At 74.9% G+C, this 14,385-nt stretch carries 12 protein-coding genes; 3 read left to right on the top strand and 9 right to left on the bottom strand.

Features of this window, described 5'->3' with window-relative positions; all coding sequences use genetic code 11:
* Positions 1-54: 54 nt before the first annotated feature.
* On the top strand, positions 55-1,029 hold the full coding sequence (locus AB0J24_RS01425) for a 5'-3' exonuclease (protein ID WP_358673658.1): 975 nt from the start codon (positions 55-57) through the stop codon (positions 1,027-1,029).
* A gap of 18 nt (positions 1,030-1,047) precedes the next feature.
* Entirely contained in the window at positions 1,048-2,391 is a 1,344-nt protein-coding gene (locus AB0J24_RS01420) for a M20 family metallopeptidase (RefSeq protein WP_358674350.1), read from the top strand.
* Between the two features lie 11 nt (positions 2,392-2,402).
* On the opposite strand, the gene AB0J24_RS01415 is transcribed toward AB0J24_RS01420, so the two are convergent.
* Entirely contained in the window at positions 2,403-3,029 is a 627-nt protein-coding gene (locus AB0J24_RS01415) for an XRE family transcriptional regulator (RefSeq protein WP_358673655.1), read from the bottom strand.
* Between the two features lie 68 nt (positions 3,030-3,097).
* Here AB0J24_RS01415 and AB0J24_RS01410 point away from each other — a divergent pair, with 68 nt between their 5' ends.
* Positions 3,098-4,648 carry an FAD-dependent oxidoreductase gene (locus tag AB0J24_RS01410; protein ID WP_358673652.1) on the top strand — a complete coding sequence of 517 codons (1,551 nt, stop codon included), beginning with the start codon at positions 3,098-3,100 and terminating at the stop codon, positions 4,646-4,648.
* A gap of 12 nt (positions 4,649-4,660) precedes the next feature.
* Here the strand turns inward: AB0J24_RS01410 and AB0J24_RS01405 are convergent, their stop codons facing one another.
* The 8 genes from AB0J24_RS01405 to AB0J24_RS01370 form a co-directional block, all read right to left on the bottom strand.
* Complete coding sequence (locus AB0J24_RS01405; protein WP_358673649.1) at positions 4,661-5,875, bottom strand: GNAT family N-acetyltransferase; 1,215 nt, start codon at positions 5,873-5,875, stop codon at positions 4,661-4,663.
* Positions 5,876-5,924: 49 nt separating this feature from the next.
* A complete protein-coding gene (locus AB0J24_RS01400; RefSeq protein ID WP_358673646.1) occupies positions 5,925-6,854 on the bottom strand; it encodes a DUF4333 domain-containing protein in 930 nt (309 codons plus the stop codon).
* Positions 6,855-6,906: 52 nt separating this feature from the next.
* On the bottom strand, positions 6,907-9,885 hold the full coding sequence (locus AB0J24_RS01395) for a DEAD/DEAH box helicase (protein WP_358673643.1): 2,979 nt from the start codon (positions 9,883-9,885) through the stop codon (positions 6,907-6,909).
* Between the two features lie 85 nt (positions 9,886-9,970).
* Positions 9,971-10,717 carry a UMP kinase gene (gene pyrH, locus AB0J24_RS01390; protein ID WP_358673641.1) on the bottom strand — a complete coding sequence of 249 codons (747 nt, stop codon included), beginning with the start codon at positions 10,715-10,717 and terminating at the stop codon, positions 9,971-9,973.
* A gap of 148 nt (positions 10,718-10,865) precedes the next feature.
* Positions 10,866-11,909: a twin-arginine translocase subunit TatC gene (gene tatC / locus AB0J24_RS01385; RefSeq protein WP_358673638.1), complete on the bottom strand. Its 1,044-nt coding sequence runs from the start codon at positions 11,907-11,909 to the stop codon at positions 10,866-10,868.
* Positions 11,910-11,922: 13 nt separating this feature from the next.
* Positions 11,923-12,216 carry a Sec-independent protein translocase subunit TatA gene (gene tatA, locus AB0J24_RS01380; protein WP_358673635.1) on the bottom strand — a complete coding sequence of 98 codons (294 nt, stop codon included), beginning with the start codon at positions 12,214-12,216 and terminating at the stop codon, positions 11,923-11,925.
* Positions 12,217-12,352: 136 nt separating this feature from the next.
* Positions 12,353-13,345, bottom strand: coding sequence for a YafY family protein (locus tag AB0J24_RS01375; RefSeq protein ID WP_358673632.1), 993 nt, complete (start codon positions 13,343-13,345; stop codon positions 12,353-12,355).
* The gene (locus AB0J24_RS01370) at positions 13,342-14,331 is read right to left on the bottom strand and encodes a WYL domain-containing protein (protein WP_358673629.1); all 990 of its coding nucleotides are present in this window, start codon (positions 14,329-14,331) and stop codon (positions 13,342-13,344) included. Before AB0J24_RS01370 ends, AB0J24_RS01375 begins: the two co-directional genes overlap by 4 nt.
* Between the last annotated feature and the right edge of the window lie 54 nt (positions 14,332-14,385).

Raw genomic sequence — 14,385 nt, 5'->3', positions numbered from 1 at the left:
AACGGCCGGTGGCCGGGCGCTCCCCCAGGGGCACGAATGCCAGACTCACCTGCCATGAGCGACCGCCCGCTGATGCTGCTGGACTCCGCGAGCATGTACTTCCGTGCCTACTTCGGGGTTCCGGAGAGCATCACCGCACCCGACGGCACACCGGTCAACGCGGTGCGCGGGTTCACCGACATGATCGCCCGGCTGGTCACCGAGCACCGGCCGCGCGAGCTCGTGGCCTGCCTCGACCTGGACTGGCGGCCCGCGTTCCGGGTGGCGGCGCTGCCGACGTACAAGGCGCACCGGGTCGTCGGGAGCCCGGCCGGTGCGGGGGTCACCGGTGTGCAGGCCGGCGTGCCCGAGGAGGTGCCCGACACCCTCGCCCCGCAGGTCCCGGTGATCATGGAGGTACTGGCGGCGGCCGGGATCTGTACCGGTGGGGCGGAGGGCCACGAGGCCGACGACGTCATCGGTACCCTCGCCCACCGTGCTGAGACCGGGCCGGTGCTGGCCGTCTCCGGCGACCGGGACCTGATGCAGATCGTCCGGGACGAGCCGCAGGTGCGGCTGCTCTACATCGGGCGCGGGCTGAACCGGGCCGAACTGCTGGGCCCGGCGGAGGTCGCCGCGAAGTACGGGCTGCCCGCGCAGCGGGCGGGATCGGCCTACGCGGAGATGGCGATGTTGCGCGGTGACCCCTCGGACGGCCTGCCCGGGGTGCCCGGCGTCGGCGCCAAGACGGCCGCGACCCTGGTCGGGCGGTTCGACTCCTGGGGTGAGCTGCTCGCCGCCGTGGCCCGGCCGGACGACGCGCGGATGGCCGCAGGCGTCCGGGCCAAGCTCGCCGCGGCGAGCGACTACCTGGGCGTCGTCGAACCGGTGGTGCGGGTGGTGACCGACGCGCAGGTCCGGCTGGACCGCGACACCGCGCTCCCCCGTACCCCGGCCGACCCGGACCGGCTCGCCGAGCTGGCCGCCCGCTGGGGCCTGGAGTCGTCGGTGCGGCGGTTGCTCACCGCGCTCGACTCGGCGGCCGGCTGATCCTGCAATGATCGGATGGTGACCTGCCCCGAGCACGGGTCCCCGCTGCAGCCGAGCCGGGCCCACGACGACGCCGTCGCCCGCGAGACGGCGGTCCGCGCCACGGCCGCCGAGCCGATCACCTCGCCGCACGACGGGGCGCCCGCGGCCGCGCGGGAGCTGCTCGACACCGCGGTGGACGAGCTGTCCGGCGAGCTGCTGGAGCTCTCGCACGGGTTGCACGCCGACCCGGAGACCGCGTTCACCGAGCACCGCTCGGTCGCCGCGGTGGCGGCGCTGCTGGGCCGGCACGGGGTCGCCGCGGAGGTCGGTGGACACGGGCTGGAGACCGCGCTGCGGGCCGAGGCGGGCAGCGGCGACAGACCGACGGTGGCGGTGCTCGCCGAGTACGACGCGCTGCCCGGGATCGGGCACGGGTGCGGGCACAACGTGATCTGCGCGGCCGCGGTCGGCGCGTTCCTGGCGCTGGCCCGGCTGTTCGCCCGCGACGACGCTCCACCGGGGACCGTGCGGCTGCTCGGCACGCCGGCCGAGGAGGGCGGTGGGGGCAAGGAGACGATGGCCCGGGCCGGCGCGTTCGACGGCGTCGACGCGGCCGTGATGGTCCACCCGTTCGCGCACGACATCGCCGACCACCCGTTCCTGGGGCGGCGCCAGCTCGAGGTCACCTATCACGGCGTCGCCGCGCACGCCTCGGCCCAGCCGCACCGAGGGCGCAACGCGCTGGACGCCGTCGTCCTCGGGTACCAGGGGGTGGCAATGCTGCGCCAGCACCTGCCGGACGGGGACCGGGTGCACGGGATCGTCACCGACGGCGGGCAGGTCCCGAACGTCGTCCCGGAGCGTGCGGCGGCCCGCTACTACCTGCGTTCCCGGGATCCGGAGACACTGCTCGACCTGACGACACGGGTGCAGGCGATCGCGGTCGGCGCGGCCACGATGACCGGGTGCGGCTACACCCTTGCCTGGGACCCGAAGCCGCCCTACCTGCCGATCCGGCACAACCGGACGCTGGCGGCGCGCTGGGCGGTGCACCAGGCGCAGCGCGGCCGCACGGTGTGGCCGCGCGGTGTCGTCCCGGAGTCCGAGACCGGCTCGACCGACCTGGGCAACGTGTCACTGCGGGTCCCGGCGATCCATCCGATGCTGGCGATCGCCGAGCCCGGCACCGCACTGCACACCCTCGAGTTCGCGGAGGCGGCGGGCGGGCCGGGTGGGGACCGGGGCGTCGTCGACGGGGCCGGCGGGTTGGCGCTCGTGGCCGCCGACCTGCTGTACGACGCCGGGTTGCGCGAGGCCGTCGCCGCCGAGTTCGCCGAGGCCGGTGGGCCGCTCGACGTGCCGTCGTTCTTCGACCGGTGAACCGGCCCGCTTCACCGGTCGCGCGAGGGAGGTTCGATCCCGGGGGCGCCGGTGGCCGAGCGGGCGCGGGGTGCCGCGCGGGTGTGGATCCGTTCGCCCTGCGGCCCGAACAGGCTCAGCACCTCGACCGCCCGGCCGGGGGCGGCGGGGCCGAACCAGTGCGGGACGTGCGTGTCGAACTCGGCCGCCTCGCCGGCGGTGAGCTCCACGTCGTGCTCACCCAGCACCAGTCGCAGCCGCCCGTCGAGCACGTAGAGCCACTCGTAGCCCTCGTGCACCCGCGGGTCGGGCCGGTCGCCGCGCCACGGGATGAGCATCTTGTAGGCCTGCAGCCCGCCGGGCCGCTCGGTCAGGGGGACGACGGTCGCACCGTGGGCCTGCCGGGGGCGCAGGCGGACCCGGGGGTCCCCGACCGGTGGTGCGGCGACCAGCTCGTCGAGCGGGACCTGGTGCGCCGCGGCGATCGGCAACAACAGCTCCAGGGTGGGCCTGCGGCCGCCCGACTCCAGACGGGACAGCGTGCTGACCGAGATCCCGGTGACCGCCGACAGGTCGGCGAGGGTCATCCCACGGGCGGTGCGCAGTCCGGCGAGTCGCGGACCGACACCGGCGAGGGTGGTGGAGATGGCGTCGTCCATGGGCACAACTTTGCCATCGCGGCAACGCGATTTGCCAGATGGCTCTGCGGGTCTGCAGGCTGAACGGCATGACCTCGTACGACGTGATCGTTGTCGGTGGTGGCGCCGCCGGCCTGTCCGCCGCCCTCACCCTGTCCCGGGCCCGTTGGCGGGTGCTCGTGCTCGACGACGGAACCCCCCGCAACGCGCCCGCCGACGGCGTGCACAACTGGCTCACCCGGGACGGCCTGCCGCCGGCCGAGATCGCCCGGCTCGGCCGGGCGGAGGTGACCGGTTACGGCGGCGTCGTGCGGGAGGGGCGCGTGGTCTCCGCCGCGGCCGACCCGTCCGGTGGGTTCGCCGTCGGCACCGCCGACGGGAACCGGTACACCGGGCGACGACTGCTCGTCACGACCGGGCTGACCGACGAGCTGCCCGAGCTCGACGGGTTGGCCGGGCACTGGGGCGGCACCGTCTTCGCTTGCCCGTTCTGCCACGCCTGGGAGCACCGCGACACCCGGATCGGGGTGCTCTGCACCGGCCCGCACGACCTGATGAAGGCGCAGCTGGTGACCCGCTGGACCGACGCCGTCACACTGTTCCTGCACACCGGGCCGGAACCCGACGACGAGCAGCGGGCCGGGTTCGCCGCCCGCGGCATCACCGTCGTCGAGGGGCGGGTGGCCGGCGTCGAGTCCGACGACGGCCGGCTGAGCGGGGTCCGGCTCGCCGACGGGGGCGTCGTGGCCTGCGATGCGCTGGCCGTCTCCCCACCGGCCCGGGCCCGGGCCGGGTTCCTGGAGGAACTGGGGCTCGGCACCGCCGAGCACCCGTCAGGGCTCGGCGACCACCTTCCGGTCGACCCGATGGGGGCGACCGCCGTGCCCGGGGTGTACGCCGCCGGGAACGTCACCGATCCGACCGCGACCGTCCCGGTGGCGGTGGCGGCCGGAGCCACCGCCGGCGCGGCGATCACCCGGGACCTGCTGGCGGCCGACGTCGCCGCCTCGGTCGCCGACCGGTGGTCGGCCGGGTTCTGGGACGCGCACTACGCGACCCGGGAGCAGATGTGGAGCGGGAACCCGAACCGTTGGCTCCGCGCCGAGGCCGCCGATCTCGCACCGGGTCGCGCGCTGGACGCCGGCTGCGGCGAAGGGGGTGACGCGATCTGGCTGGCCGGGCGCGGCTGGCAGGTCCGGGCCGTCGACGTCTCCACGGTGGCGGTGGAACGTGCCCGGGAGGCGGCGACGGCGGCCGGGGTCGCCGACCGGATCACCACCGAGGTCGCCGACCTGCGCACCCGGGCATTGCCGGAGCGAGCGTTCGACCTGGTCACGGCGCAGTACCTGCACCTGCCCTCGGAGCTGCGCCGGCCCGTGTACGCCCGGCTCGCCGACGCGGTCGCTCCCGGCGGGACACTGCTGCTGGTCGCGCACCACCCGAAGGATCTGGAGGGGTCGCTGCGGCGCCCGCACGACCCGGACCTGTTCGCCGACGAGATCGAGCTGATCGCCGATCTCGACGACGCCGAATGGGAGGTGCAGGTCGCACAGGCCCGCCCGCACCCGGTGACCGACCAGGACAGGCACGAGGTCACCGCCCACGACGCGGTGGTCCGGGCGCGCCGCCGAGCCGTCTGAGCAGGCCCGGCCTCAGAAGAACGTACCGGACCACGGTGCCGGGCCGGGCACCGCGAACAGCGTGTCCGCCCGGGCCGCCGCACCGGCGACGTGCTCGGTCCAGCGACCCGCCGTGGCCAGCGCCGACGGCGCCCGGTCCCCCAGGAACGCGGCGGCGAACGACTCCAGCCCGCACTCCAGGTCGGGCAGGGCGCCACCGGCGGGCACGGCACCGTCGGGGCCGAGCCGCCAGGTGCCCGCGTCGTCGAACAGCGGATCGTGCAGCCGGAGCACCACCGGGTCACCGGTGCCCCAGGCGCGGGCCCCGAGCGCCGTCGGCACGTCGACGATCCGCAGCCACAGGTCGTCGGCGCGACCGGTGATCCGGTGCACCCGCGGATCGGCGAGCATCAGGTCGAGGTCCTCGTCGCACGGGCGGGCCCAGGCGACGACCCCGGTGGACAGGTCGATCGCGGTGAGGAACCGCCACAGACCGGAGGTCGCCGACGGCGAACCCGACCACAGGTCGTGCACGACGATCTCGTCGGTGCCGAACCGCTCGCCCTCTCGCACGCCCCAGACGGCGAACCCGTCGTCGCCGTCCGGGCCGGTGTGCACGGCGATGCCCCGGTACTCCGACGCGGACGTGCCGGCCGGGTCGATCGCCCGCCGCCACCACCGCGCGTTGCGGGTGATCGCTCCGGGGCGGGCCGCGGCCAACCGGTCCTGCAGGTCGGGCAGGAGCTTCGTCGCCTCGGCCGCGCCGAGCATCCGGACCCGGCCCGGTCCGGGGGCCTCCGGGCGCCACTGCGGGCGCGCGGCGACCCGGACGTGGTCGCCGCGGGAGGCGATCCCGTAGCCGAACCGGCCGTAGATCGTGGCCTCGCTGGCCCGCAGTACCGCCACCGCGTCGCCGCGCAGGCGGGCGGCAGTGAGCTGGGCGCGCATCAGCGCGGTCAACCGGCCGGCCCGGGTGTGGTCGGCACGGACCCCGACGGCGCTGACCGCAGCCGCGTCCACCCGGCCTGCGCCGGGCAGGGTCAACCTGGTCGGGAAGGAGAACGCGCTGCCGACGAGCTCACCGTCGGTGCCCCGCACCCCCAGCCAGTGCTCGTCCGGGGACTGGCCGTGCGCCTCCCAGGCGGCGTCCTGGACCGGGCCGCGGTGCAGCGTCCGGACGAAGGCCTCGTAGGCGGCACGGCGGTCGGCGGGGTCGGTCAGGACGTGGACGTCGTGCTCTGCGTTCACGTCCGCCGAGCCTTCCCGGTGCGGCGTCGGGCCGCCACCCGATTCCCGGTCACACCCGGTTGACCTGGTAGTCCCCCTCGTCCGAGGTGACCAGGCCCGGTACCTCGACCTGCTCGCCGTCGACCACCGCCTGGCAGGAGAACGCCGTGCCCTGCGCCACGACGACGTCGTCCGGGCACTGCACGGCACCGACCTCGTGCCCGTAGGACTCGGTGAGGACCTGGTTGACCCCGGCCTGCAGCGCGGTCTGGTCCAGATGCCGGGACACCGCCCAGGCGGGCCACACGAACGCGGACAACGCCAGCACGGTGACCAGCAGCGCCGCGCCCCCGGCCAGGATCCACATCCGGGTCGTGGACGGGCGCTGCACCTTCTCCGGTGGCGCCCACGGCTGGTCGGAGCCCCAGCCGCCGCCGTCGGCGGGCTGTGCGGTGGTGGTGTCCCCGGCCCAGGCCGACGCCGGGGACGACGCCGGTACCGCGTCGGTCGGCTCCTCGGCCGTGCGTCGCCTGCGCCGGCGCCCGGTCGGCACCGCCCAGGTGTCACCCTGCGCCTGGGCTTCGTCGCCCCACAGCGCACCGGCCTGCTGCGGGGACGCGCCCGCCGGGCCGTCCTGCTGGGCCGCACCCCACCCGCCCGCGGCGGGCTCCTGCTCGACCGGGCCCCACCCTCCGGCGCTCCCGGCGGCCGGGTCGTGCGGGGCCGCGCCCCATCCCCCGGTGCCCCCGGCGGCCGGATCCGCCGTGTTCCAGCCGGGGTCGGCGCCGTCCTGCCGGGCACCGGGCAGGCCCCCGGTCGCCGGGTCCGGCGGCGCCCACGCCCCGGTGTCGTCCCGCTCGGGTGCCCAGGCCCCGGTCGACTCGGGTTCGGCACCCCAACCACCCGGCGGCGGGGTGCCCCATGCGGGGATCTCCCCCGTCTGCTCGGTGGCGTCCGTGTCGCGCCCGGTGTGCCGGTCCGGTCCCTGCGGGTTGCTCATCGCCGACCTCTCGCCCGTCCGTCGTCCGCCCGGGGGTGTGGCACCGGGCGCCTCATTCCATGCCCGCCGCGACCACGCCGCGGCGCACCGCACCGGACGCCCGGTGCGCGGCCCGCCCGACGCCGCTCGACCGGCCGGCGACCCCGGCGATCTGGTCGAGCAGGTCGAGCACCTGTCGCGCCCAGCGTACGAAGTCGCCCGCGGACAGCTCGTGCCCGTTGCGTTCGGCGGCCTCGAGAACCTGTGCGAGGGACTCCCCGCGCGCCCAGCGGTGCATCGGCCAGGCGAACGCCAGATCGGGGGCCCTGGTGCGTTCGGCCTTGTGCCTGCGCTGGTCGGCGTCCAGCTCGTCCCACAGCGCGACGGTCCGCTCCAGCGCGTCGGCCACCGGGCCTGCGGGCAGGCGCGGCATCGGCGCGTCGTCCCGGCGCGACTCGTACACCAGCGCCGACACCACGGCGGCCAGCTCCTCGGGGCCGAGACCCTCCCAGGCGCCGTGCCGCAGACACTCCGCGGCGAGCAGGTCGGACTCGCCCCACAGCCGGGCCAGCACCCGGCCGTGCTCGGTCACCTCGTCCTGGCCGGGTGCGGCCTCCCCCGCCGGCACCAGGTAGCCCCGCTCGGAGAGCAGCGCCCGGATCCGGTCGAACGCCCGGGCCAGCGAGTTCGTCGTCGCGCGGACCTTCTGCCGGAGCGACTCGGTCTCGCGTTCGAGCCGCTGGTACCGCTCGCTCCACCGGGCGTGCGCCTCCCGGTCGTCGCACCCGTGGCAGGGGTGGACGCGCAGTGCGCGGCGCAGGGTGACGAGTTCGGGATCGTCCTGCACACCGTGGCGGCCGCGGCGGCCGCCGCCGTCGGGCGGGCGGATACGGGAGTTGCGCAGCGACGAGGCGATGTCCCGGCGGACCTGCGGGGAACGGTGCTCCACCCGGCGGGGCAGCTTGATCCGGCCCAGCACCTCGACCGCGGCCGGGAAGTCCGCGGCGGACAACCGGCCCGCCCAGCGGTCCTCGGTGCAGACCAGCGGCCGCGGCTCGGGATCGTCGTGGCCGTTCGCCGAGATCGCACCCACCCCCGGGTCGAGGACGACGGCGATGCCGGCCCGCCTGCCGGACGGGACGGCGATGACGTCCCCGGGACGCAGCTCGCGCAACGACTCGGCGGTCTCCTCCCGTGCGACGGCCGTGTTCTGCCTGCGCAGCGCCTTCTCCCGCTCGCTGATCCGCCTGCGCAGCTCCGCGTACTCGGCGAAGTCGCCGAGATGGCAGGTCATCGACTCCCGGTAGCCCGCGAGGGCCTCGGTGTTGCGGTCGATCCGGCGGGCCAGGCCGACCACCGACCGGTCGGCCTGGAACTGCCCGAACGAGCGCTCCAACAGCTCGCGGGCCGCGTCGGTGCCGAGCCTGCCGACCAGGTTCACCGACATGTTGTAGACCGGGCGGAACGAGCTGTGCAGCGGATAGGTCCGGGTGGACGCCAGCCCCGCGACCTGCTCCGGGTCCATGCCGGGGGTCCACAGCACGACCGCGTGCCCCTCGACGTCGATCCCGCGCCGCCCGGCCCGGCCGGTGAGCTGGGTGTACTCGCCCGGCGTCAGGTCCACGTGCGCCTCGCCGTTGAACTTGACGAGCCGCTCCAGCACCACCGTGCGGGCCGGCATGTTGATGCCCAGGGCCAGGGTCTCGGTCGCGAAGACACACCGCACGAGGCCGGCCACGAACAGCTCCTCGACGGTCTCCTTGAACGCGGGGAGCAGCCCGGCGTGGTGTGCGGCGACACCGCGTTCGAGCGCCTCGCGCCACTCCCAGTACCCCAGCACCCCCAGGTCGGCCTGCGGGAGGTCACCGGTGTGCTTCTCGACGACCCGGCGGATCTCGTCGATCTCGTCGGGACCGGTGAGCCGGACGCCTGCGCGCACGCACTGTGCGACGGCGGCGTCGCACCCGGCCCGGGAGAACACGAAGGTGATCGCCGGGAGCAGCCCCTCCCGGTCCAGCCGGTCGATCACCTGGACCCGCGACGGCGGGCGGAACCCGCCGGGCCTGCCGGGTCCGCCCGGCCGCGGCCCGCGACCGACGACGGCGGTCGAGTCGTTGCGCGCGTCGCGCCCTCCGCGGGTGCGGTGGCGGTCCCGCGGGGCGCCGCGGCCACCGGCCCGCGGGCCCCGGTCACCCGCCCGGTCCGCGGCCCGCGACCCGGCGAAGTCCCGCCGCTGCATCTCCCGGGTGTAGCGGACCAGGTCCGGATCGACGACGAGCTCGGCCGGGCCGTCACCCGGCCTGCGCTCGCCGAACAGGTCGAACAGCCGGTTGCCGACCATCATGTGCTGCGACAACGGGACCGGCCGGTGCTCGTCGACGACGACGGCGGTGTCGCCGCGGACCTCGACCAGCCAGTCGCCGAACTCCTCGGCGTTGCTCACCGTCGCCGACAGCCCGACCACGGCGACGTGTTCGGGCAGCTGGAGGATGACCTCCTCCCAGACCGCGCCCCGGAAGCGGTCGGCGAGGTAGTGCACCTCGTCCATCACGACGTAGCCGAGATGGTCGAGCCTGCGGTTCGCCGTGCCGCCGAGGCCCGAGTCGGTGCTGTCGGCGTAGATCATGTTCCGGAGGACCTCGGTGGTCATCACGACCACCTGGGCATCGCCGTTCACGGCCGTGTCCCCGGTCAGCAGGCCGACCGCGTCGGCGCCGTAGCGGTCGACCAGATCGGCGTACTTCTGGTTCGACAGCGCCTTGATCGGGGTGGTGTAGAAGCACTTGCGGCCCTCGGAGAGCGCCAGGTGCACCGCGAACTCCCCGGCGACCGTCTTGCCGGCGCCGGTGGGCGCGCACAGGAGCACACCGTGCCCGTCCTCCAGGGCCTCGCACGCCTCCCGCTGGAAGCCGTCCAGCTCGAACGGCAGCAGCCCGGTGAACTCGGCGAGCCGTGGATGTGCGGCCCTGGCCTTCGCCGCCGCGTAGGCGGCGGCCGGGTCGATGCTGCCGGTGGCGCGGCTGCCTGCACTGCTCCCTGAACGGGTACTCACCGCTCCAGGCTGTCACACACCCCCGACGGTCCGCCGTCGCGACGGGTGTGACGCACTGTGCGGGCGGGCGGCCAGGGGTCGGGGCTCACGCGTCCCGGGCGAACTCCGGCTCCACGATGTCGGCGTTGATCTCCGTCCCGTGGTGCTCGCCGCGGCAGATCGCGGCCATCAGGCCGTCCTGCTCGATGTCGAACACGTGCAGCGGGAGGCCGTGGTCGCGGGCCAGGATGAACGCGGTCTGGTCCATCACGGCGAGCCGGCGGGACAGCACCTCGTCGTAGGGCAACCGCTCGTAGCGGCGGGCGGCGGCGTCCTTGCGGGGGTCGGTGTCGTAGACGCCGTCGACGCCGTGCTTGGCCACCAGCAGGGCGTCCGCGCCGATCTCCAGTGCTCGCTGCACGCTCGGGTAGTCGGTGGTGATGAAGGGCTGCCCGTTCCCACCGGAGAAGATCAGGATCGAGTCCTTCTCCAGGTGCCGCTTGGCCCGCAGCCGCAGGAACGGCTCGGCGACCGCGTTGATCGGGATCGCGGTCATCACCCGGACGTTCTCCTCGCCGCCCGCGGCCAGCTTGCCGCGCAGCAGCAGGCTGTTGATCACGGTGCCGAGCATCCCGATGTTGTCGGCCTCGACCCGGTCGATGCCCCAGGAGTCGGAGCGGTTGCCGCGGAAGACGTTGCCGCCGCCGACGACCACCGCGATCTGCACGCCCAGCCGACGGACCTGCTGGATCTGCGAGGCCAGGTGGGTCAGTGCGGGCGCCGAGAACCCGAAGCCGTCGTCCCCGGCCATCGCCTGCCCGCTGAGCTTGATGACCACGCGGTTGTACTTCATGCGCCCCGACCCACTCCTCGCCTGTCCTGCCCGCCGTCCCGGTCCGGGCAGAGCCTACGGACGTGGCCGCGGGCCCCCGTTGTGCGGGGGCACGCCGGGTGGGCACGGCGGGCCGCGACACGCCGCGCGGCCCCCTGCGGACCCGGGATCAGGTGACGTCGTCGTATCCCGGCGCCGGGTCGTCGCGACCCGGCGGCGGAACGGGATCGGCGGGACGGGTCACCGTCGGCGGCGCCGCGGTGCGCGTGCCGCCCTCGTGCCGGGCGGGCTCGTCGATCCGGGACGGCTCGTCGATGCGGGACGGGCCCTCGATCCGGGACGGAGTGGTGTCGATCTGCGAGGGGGTGTCCGGGTCGAGCCCGTCCCAGCCCTCCTCGGCCCGCTTGCGGGCCCGGCGGCGGTCGTTGAACCGGCAGATCTGGATCGCGGCCTCGAACAGCAGCGTGAGTGCGAACGCCAGCGCCAGCATCGAGATCGGGTCCTGGCCCGGCGTCGCGATCGCGGCGAAGACGAACAGGCCGAAGATCAGGCCGCGCCGGGCCTTCGCCAGCGCCGCGTAGGTGACCACCCCGGCCCCGTTGAGCGCCACCACGACCAGCGGGATCAGGAAGCTGACCCCGAAGATCACGATCAGGTTGACGACCAGCGAGAAGTACGACGCACCGGTCAGCGCCGTCGTCTGGATCTCGCTACCGATCGTGAGCAGGAAGCCGAGCGCCTGCGGGATGATCAGGTAGGCGAGCACGGCGCCGGTCACGAACAGCACCGCCGCGACCGAGACGAAGCTCAGCGCGTAGCGCCGCTCCTTCTTCAGCAGACCGGGTGTGATGAAACCCCAGAACTGATAGAGCCAGATCGGGCAGGCCAGGATCACCCCGGCCGTCGCGCCGACCTTGAGCCGGAGCATGAACTGGTCGAACGGCGTCGTGCCGAGCAGCGTGCAGGAGTTCGGATCGGCGTTGAACGACGCCCGCGACGTCGCCGGCAGCGAGCAGTACGGATCCTTGAGCAGCTCGCCCAGGCTGGGCCAGCCGAAGAACGACACCTCGAACCAGATGTAGCCGAACACCGTGGTCACCGCGATCGCGGCGAGCGAGATCCCGAGCCGGTTGCGCAGCTCGTAGAGGTGCTCGATCAGCGTCATGGTCCCGTCGGGGTTGACGGTGCGCTTCCGACGGAACGGCGACTTCACGGCGCTGGACGCCTCAGTTCGCGGAACCCGCGCCGCGCTCCTGCGGCTGCGGGGCGGGCTCGCCCTGGTTCTGCGGGGCCGACGCGGCCGCCGGCAGCTCCTGCGGGGCGGGCTTCACGGCCTGCTCGGTGCCGACCGTCGTGTCCGTCCCCTTGGCGCGGGCGTCGTCGTCCTTGAGGCCCTTCATCTCACCCTTGAACACGCGGGCGGACTGGCCAACCGAGCGCGCCATCTCGGGGAGCTTCTTCGCGCCGAACAGCAGCAGCAGGACGGCGATGATGATGAGCCACTCGTAGCCACCGGGCATGGTGTCAACCTCCGTCGATCTCGACCTGGCCGAGTCTACGCACGGCGTCCGTGCCGTCCTCGGGTGCCCGGCAGGAACCGGGCGATCGTCACCGCGAGTTCACGTGCTCGCGACAATGCAGAATGTGATCGTACCGTCACGCTCCGTCGGTGAGGGAGAGTGCCTGCCGAGCGCGCTCGCGCACCGCCACGGCCAGCTCGTCGGGCTCGACGATCCGGGCCCGCCCGCCCAACCCCAGTACCAGCCGGACCAGCCAGTCCGGGTCGGCGAACCGGATCAGCACCCGCAACGCGCCGTCCGGGCCGGGGAGCGGGGCCTCGACGCCCTCCTCCGGGGCCCGGACGTCGTCCACCGGGTAGTACTCGGCCACCCAGTGCGCCTGCGGATCGAGCTCCAGCACCGCGAGCCGGTGCCCGGAGCGCGGGCTGAACAGCCCGTGCGTGACGTCGGTCGGTTCGGCCTCCGGGTGCGGGCGGGCCCGCTCCGGGAGCTCCTCGGCCTGCTCGACCCGGTCCAACCGGAACATCCGGACGCCTTCCGCCCGCCGGCACCACGCCTCCAGGTAACCGCGGCCCTCGGCGACGACCAGCCGCATCGGGTCGACGTCACGCCGCGAGACCGCGTCCCGGCCCGCCGTGAAGTAGACGATGCGCAGCGCGTGCCCCCGGTCCAGCGCGCCCCGCACGACCGCGGTGGTCTCCCGCTCGTCGGTCCCGGACTCGACGCTGACCACACCCGCCCGCTCCCCCGCCGTCCCGACCGCGGCCTCGATCTTGCCGATCGCCCGGGCGACCGCGTCGGAGTCGACGACACCGGGGCTCTGGTGCAGCATCCGCAGCGCGACCAGCAGTGCCGTCGCCTCGGTGGTGGTGAGCCGCAGCGGGCGGGTGAGGCCGGCGTCGAACACGACGTCGACGGTGTCCCCGGCGAACGACAGGTCCACCAGGTCACCGGGGCCGTACCCGGGGAGCCCGCACATCCACAGCAGCTCCAGGTCGCGGCGCAGCTGCTTCTCGTCGACCCCGAAGTCGGCGGCCGCCTCCGCCACCGGCACACCGGGCCGGGCCCGCAGGTAGGGCACCAGGGAGAGCAACCGGGGCAACCGCTGCGCCACGCCGTGCCGGGTCACCGGGCGGCCCCGGCCGCGAGTGCGGCCGCACCCGCCCACAACGTGCGGACCGCGGCCGCCAGCTCGGGCGGATCCAGCACCGCGACGTCCGGGCCGTGCCCGGCCAGCCAGCGGGCGACCGTGTCCCGGTCCCGCACGTCCAGCTCGATCTCGACGCCGGCCCGGCCGGCGTGCTCGGCCGGGCCCCGCTCCCGGCCCAGCCTGCGCAGCCCGGCCGCGCGGCCCGCGGCCACCCACACCCGGGCCGTACCCGAGACCGGCGGCGGCCCGGCGGACGCGCGCACGATCGCCCGCAGGTCGACACCGTCCGGGACCCGCACCGCGCCGTCCGGCCCGGTCGGCCGGACCTCGCCGTGGATCCGGGAGAGCCGGAAGCAGCGCACGTCGTCCCGGTCGCGGTCGTGGCCCACCAGGTACCAGCGGCCGCGGAACGACACCACGCCCCACGGCTCCACCTCACGCCGGACCGGTTCGCCGGCCGGGCCGCCCCGGCGGTGGGCGAAGACCACGGCGCGACCGGCCCGGGTCGCCGCCAGCAGCGGCGCGAGCGCGGGCTCCCCGGCGTGCAGGCCGGTCCGGATCGTCGCGGCCGGGGTCTCGGCGACCTCGACCCCGGCCGCGCGCAGCTTCACCAGGGCACCGTGGGCGGCGCCGGCCAGCTCCGGGGAGTCCCAGAGGTTCCCGGCGAGCGCCACCACGGTCGCCTCGTCGGGCGTCAGCTCGATCTCGCCCAGCTCGTAGTCGGCGCGGGCGATCCGGTACCCGTCCACGGTGTCGAACGCGGAGGTGTGCCCGGTCTCCAGCGGAACGCCCAGCTCACGCAACTCCGCCTTGTCCCGCTCGAACATCCGGAAGAACGCCTCGTCGCTCGCCGCCTCGGCGTAGCCCGGCACGGTCGCCCGGATCCGTTCCGCGGACAGGAACTGCCGCGTCGACATCAGGCAGAGCACCAGGTTGACCAGTCGCTCGGCGCGGGCGGAGGACACGACGGCATGGTATCCGCGGGCACCGGCTCGCCGCCGACCGCACCGCGTCCCCGG

Origin of the sequence: Pseudonocardia sp. NPDC049635 (assembly GCF_040659795.1) — a bacterium.
Classification (GTDB): domain Bacteria; phylum Actinomycetota; class Actinomycetes; order Mycobacteriales; family Pseudonocardiaceae; genus Pseudonocardia.
This window is presented reverse-complemented; position numbering and strand designations above follow the sequence as displayed.

What these genes read in the sequence shown, in the direction of transcription:
- AB0J24_RS01425 (WP_358673658.1), top strand. Translation starts at nt 55, where the DNA reads ATGAGCGACCGCCCGCTGATGCTGCTGGACTCCGCGAGCATGTACTTC.
- AB0J24_RS01415 (WP_358673655.1), bottom strand. Translation starts at nt 3,029, where the DNA reads ATGGACGACGCCATCTCCACCACCCTCGCCGGTGTCGGTCCGCGACTC.
- AB0J24_RS01410 (WP_358673652.1), top strand. Translation starts at nt 3,098, where the DNA reads ATGACCTCGTACGACGTGATCGTTGTCGGTGGTGGCGCCGCCGGCCTG.
- AB0J24_RS01400 (WP_358673646.1), bottom strand. Translation starts at nt 6,854, where the DNA reads ATGAGCAACCCGCAGGGACCGGACCGGCACACCGGGCGCGACACGGAC.
- pyrH (WP_358673641.1), bottom strand. Translation starts at nt 10,717, where the DNA reads ATGAAGTACAACCGCGTGGTCATCAAGCTCAGCGGGCAGGCGATGGCC.
- tatA (WP_358673635.1), bottom strand. Translation starts at nt 12,216, where the DNA reads ATGCCCGGTGGCTACGAGTGGCTCATCATCATCGCCGTCCTGCTGCTG.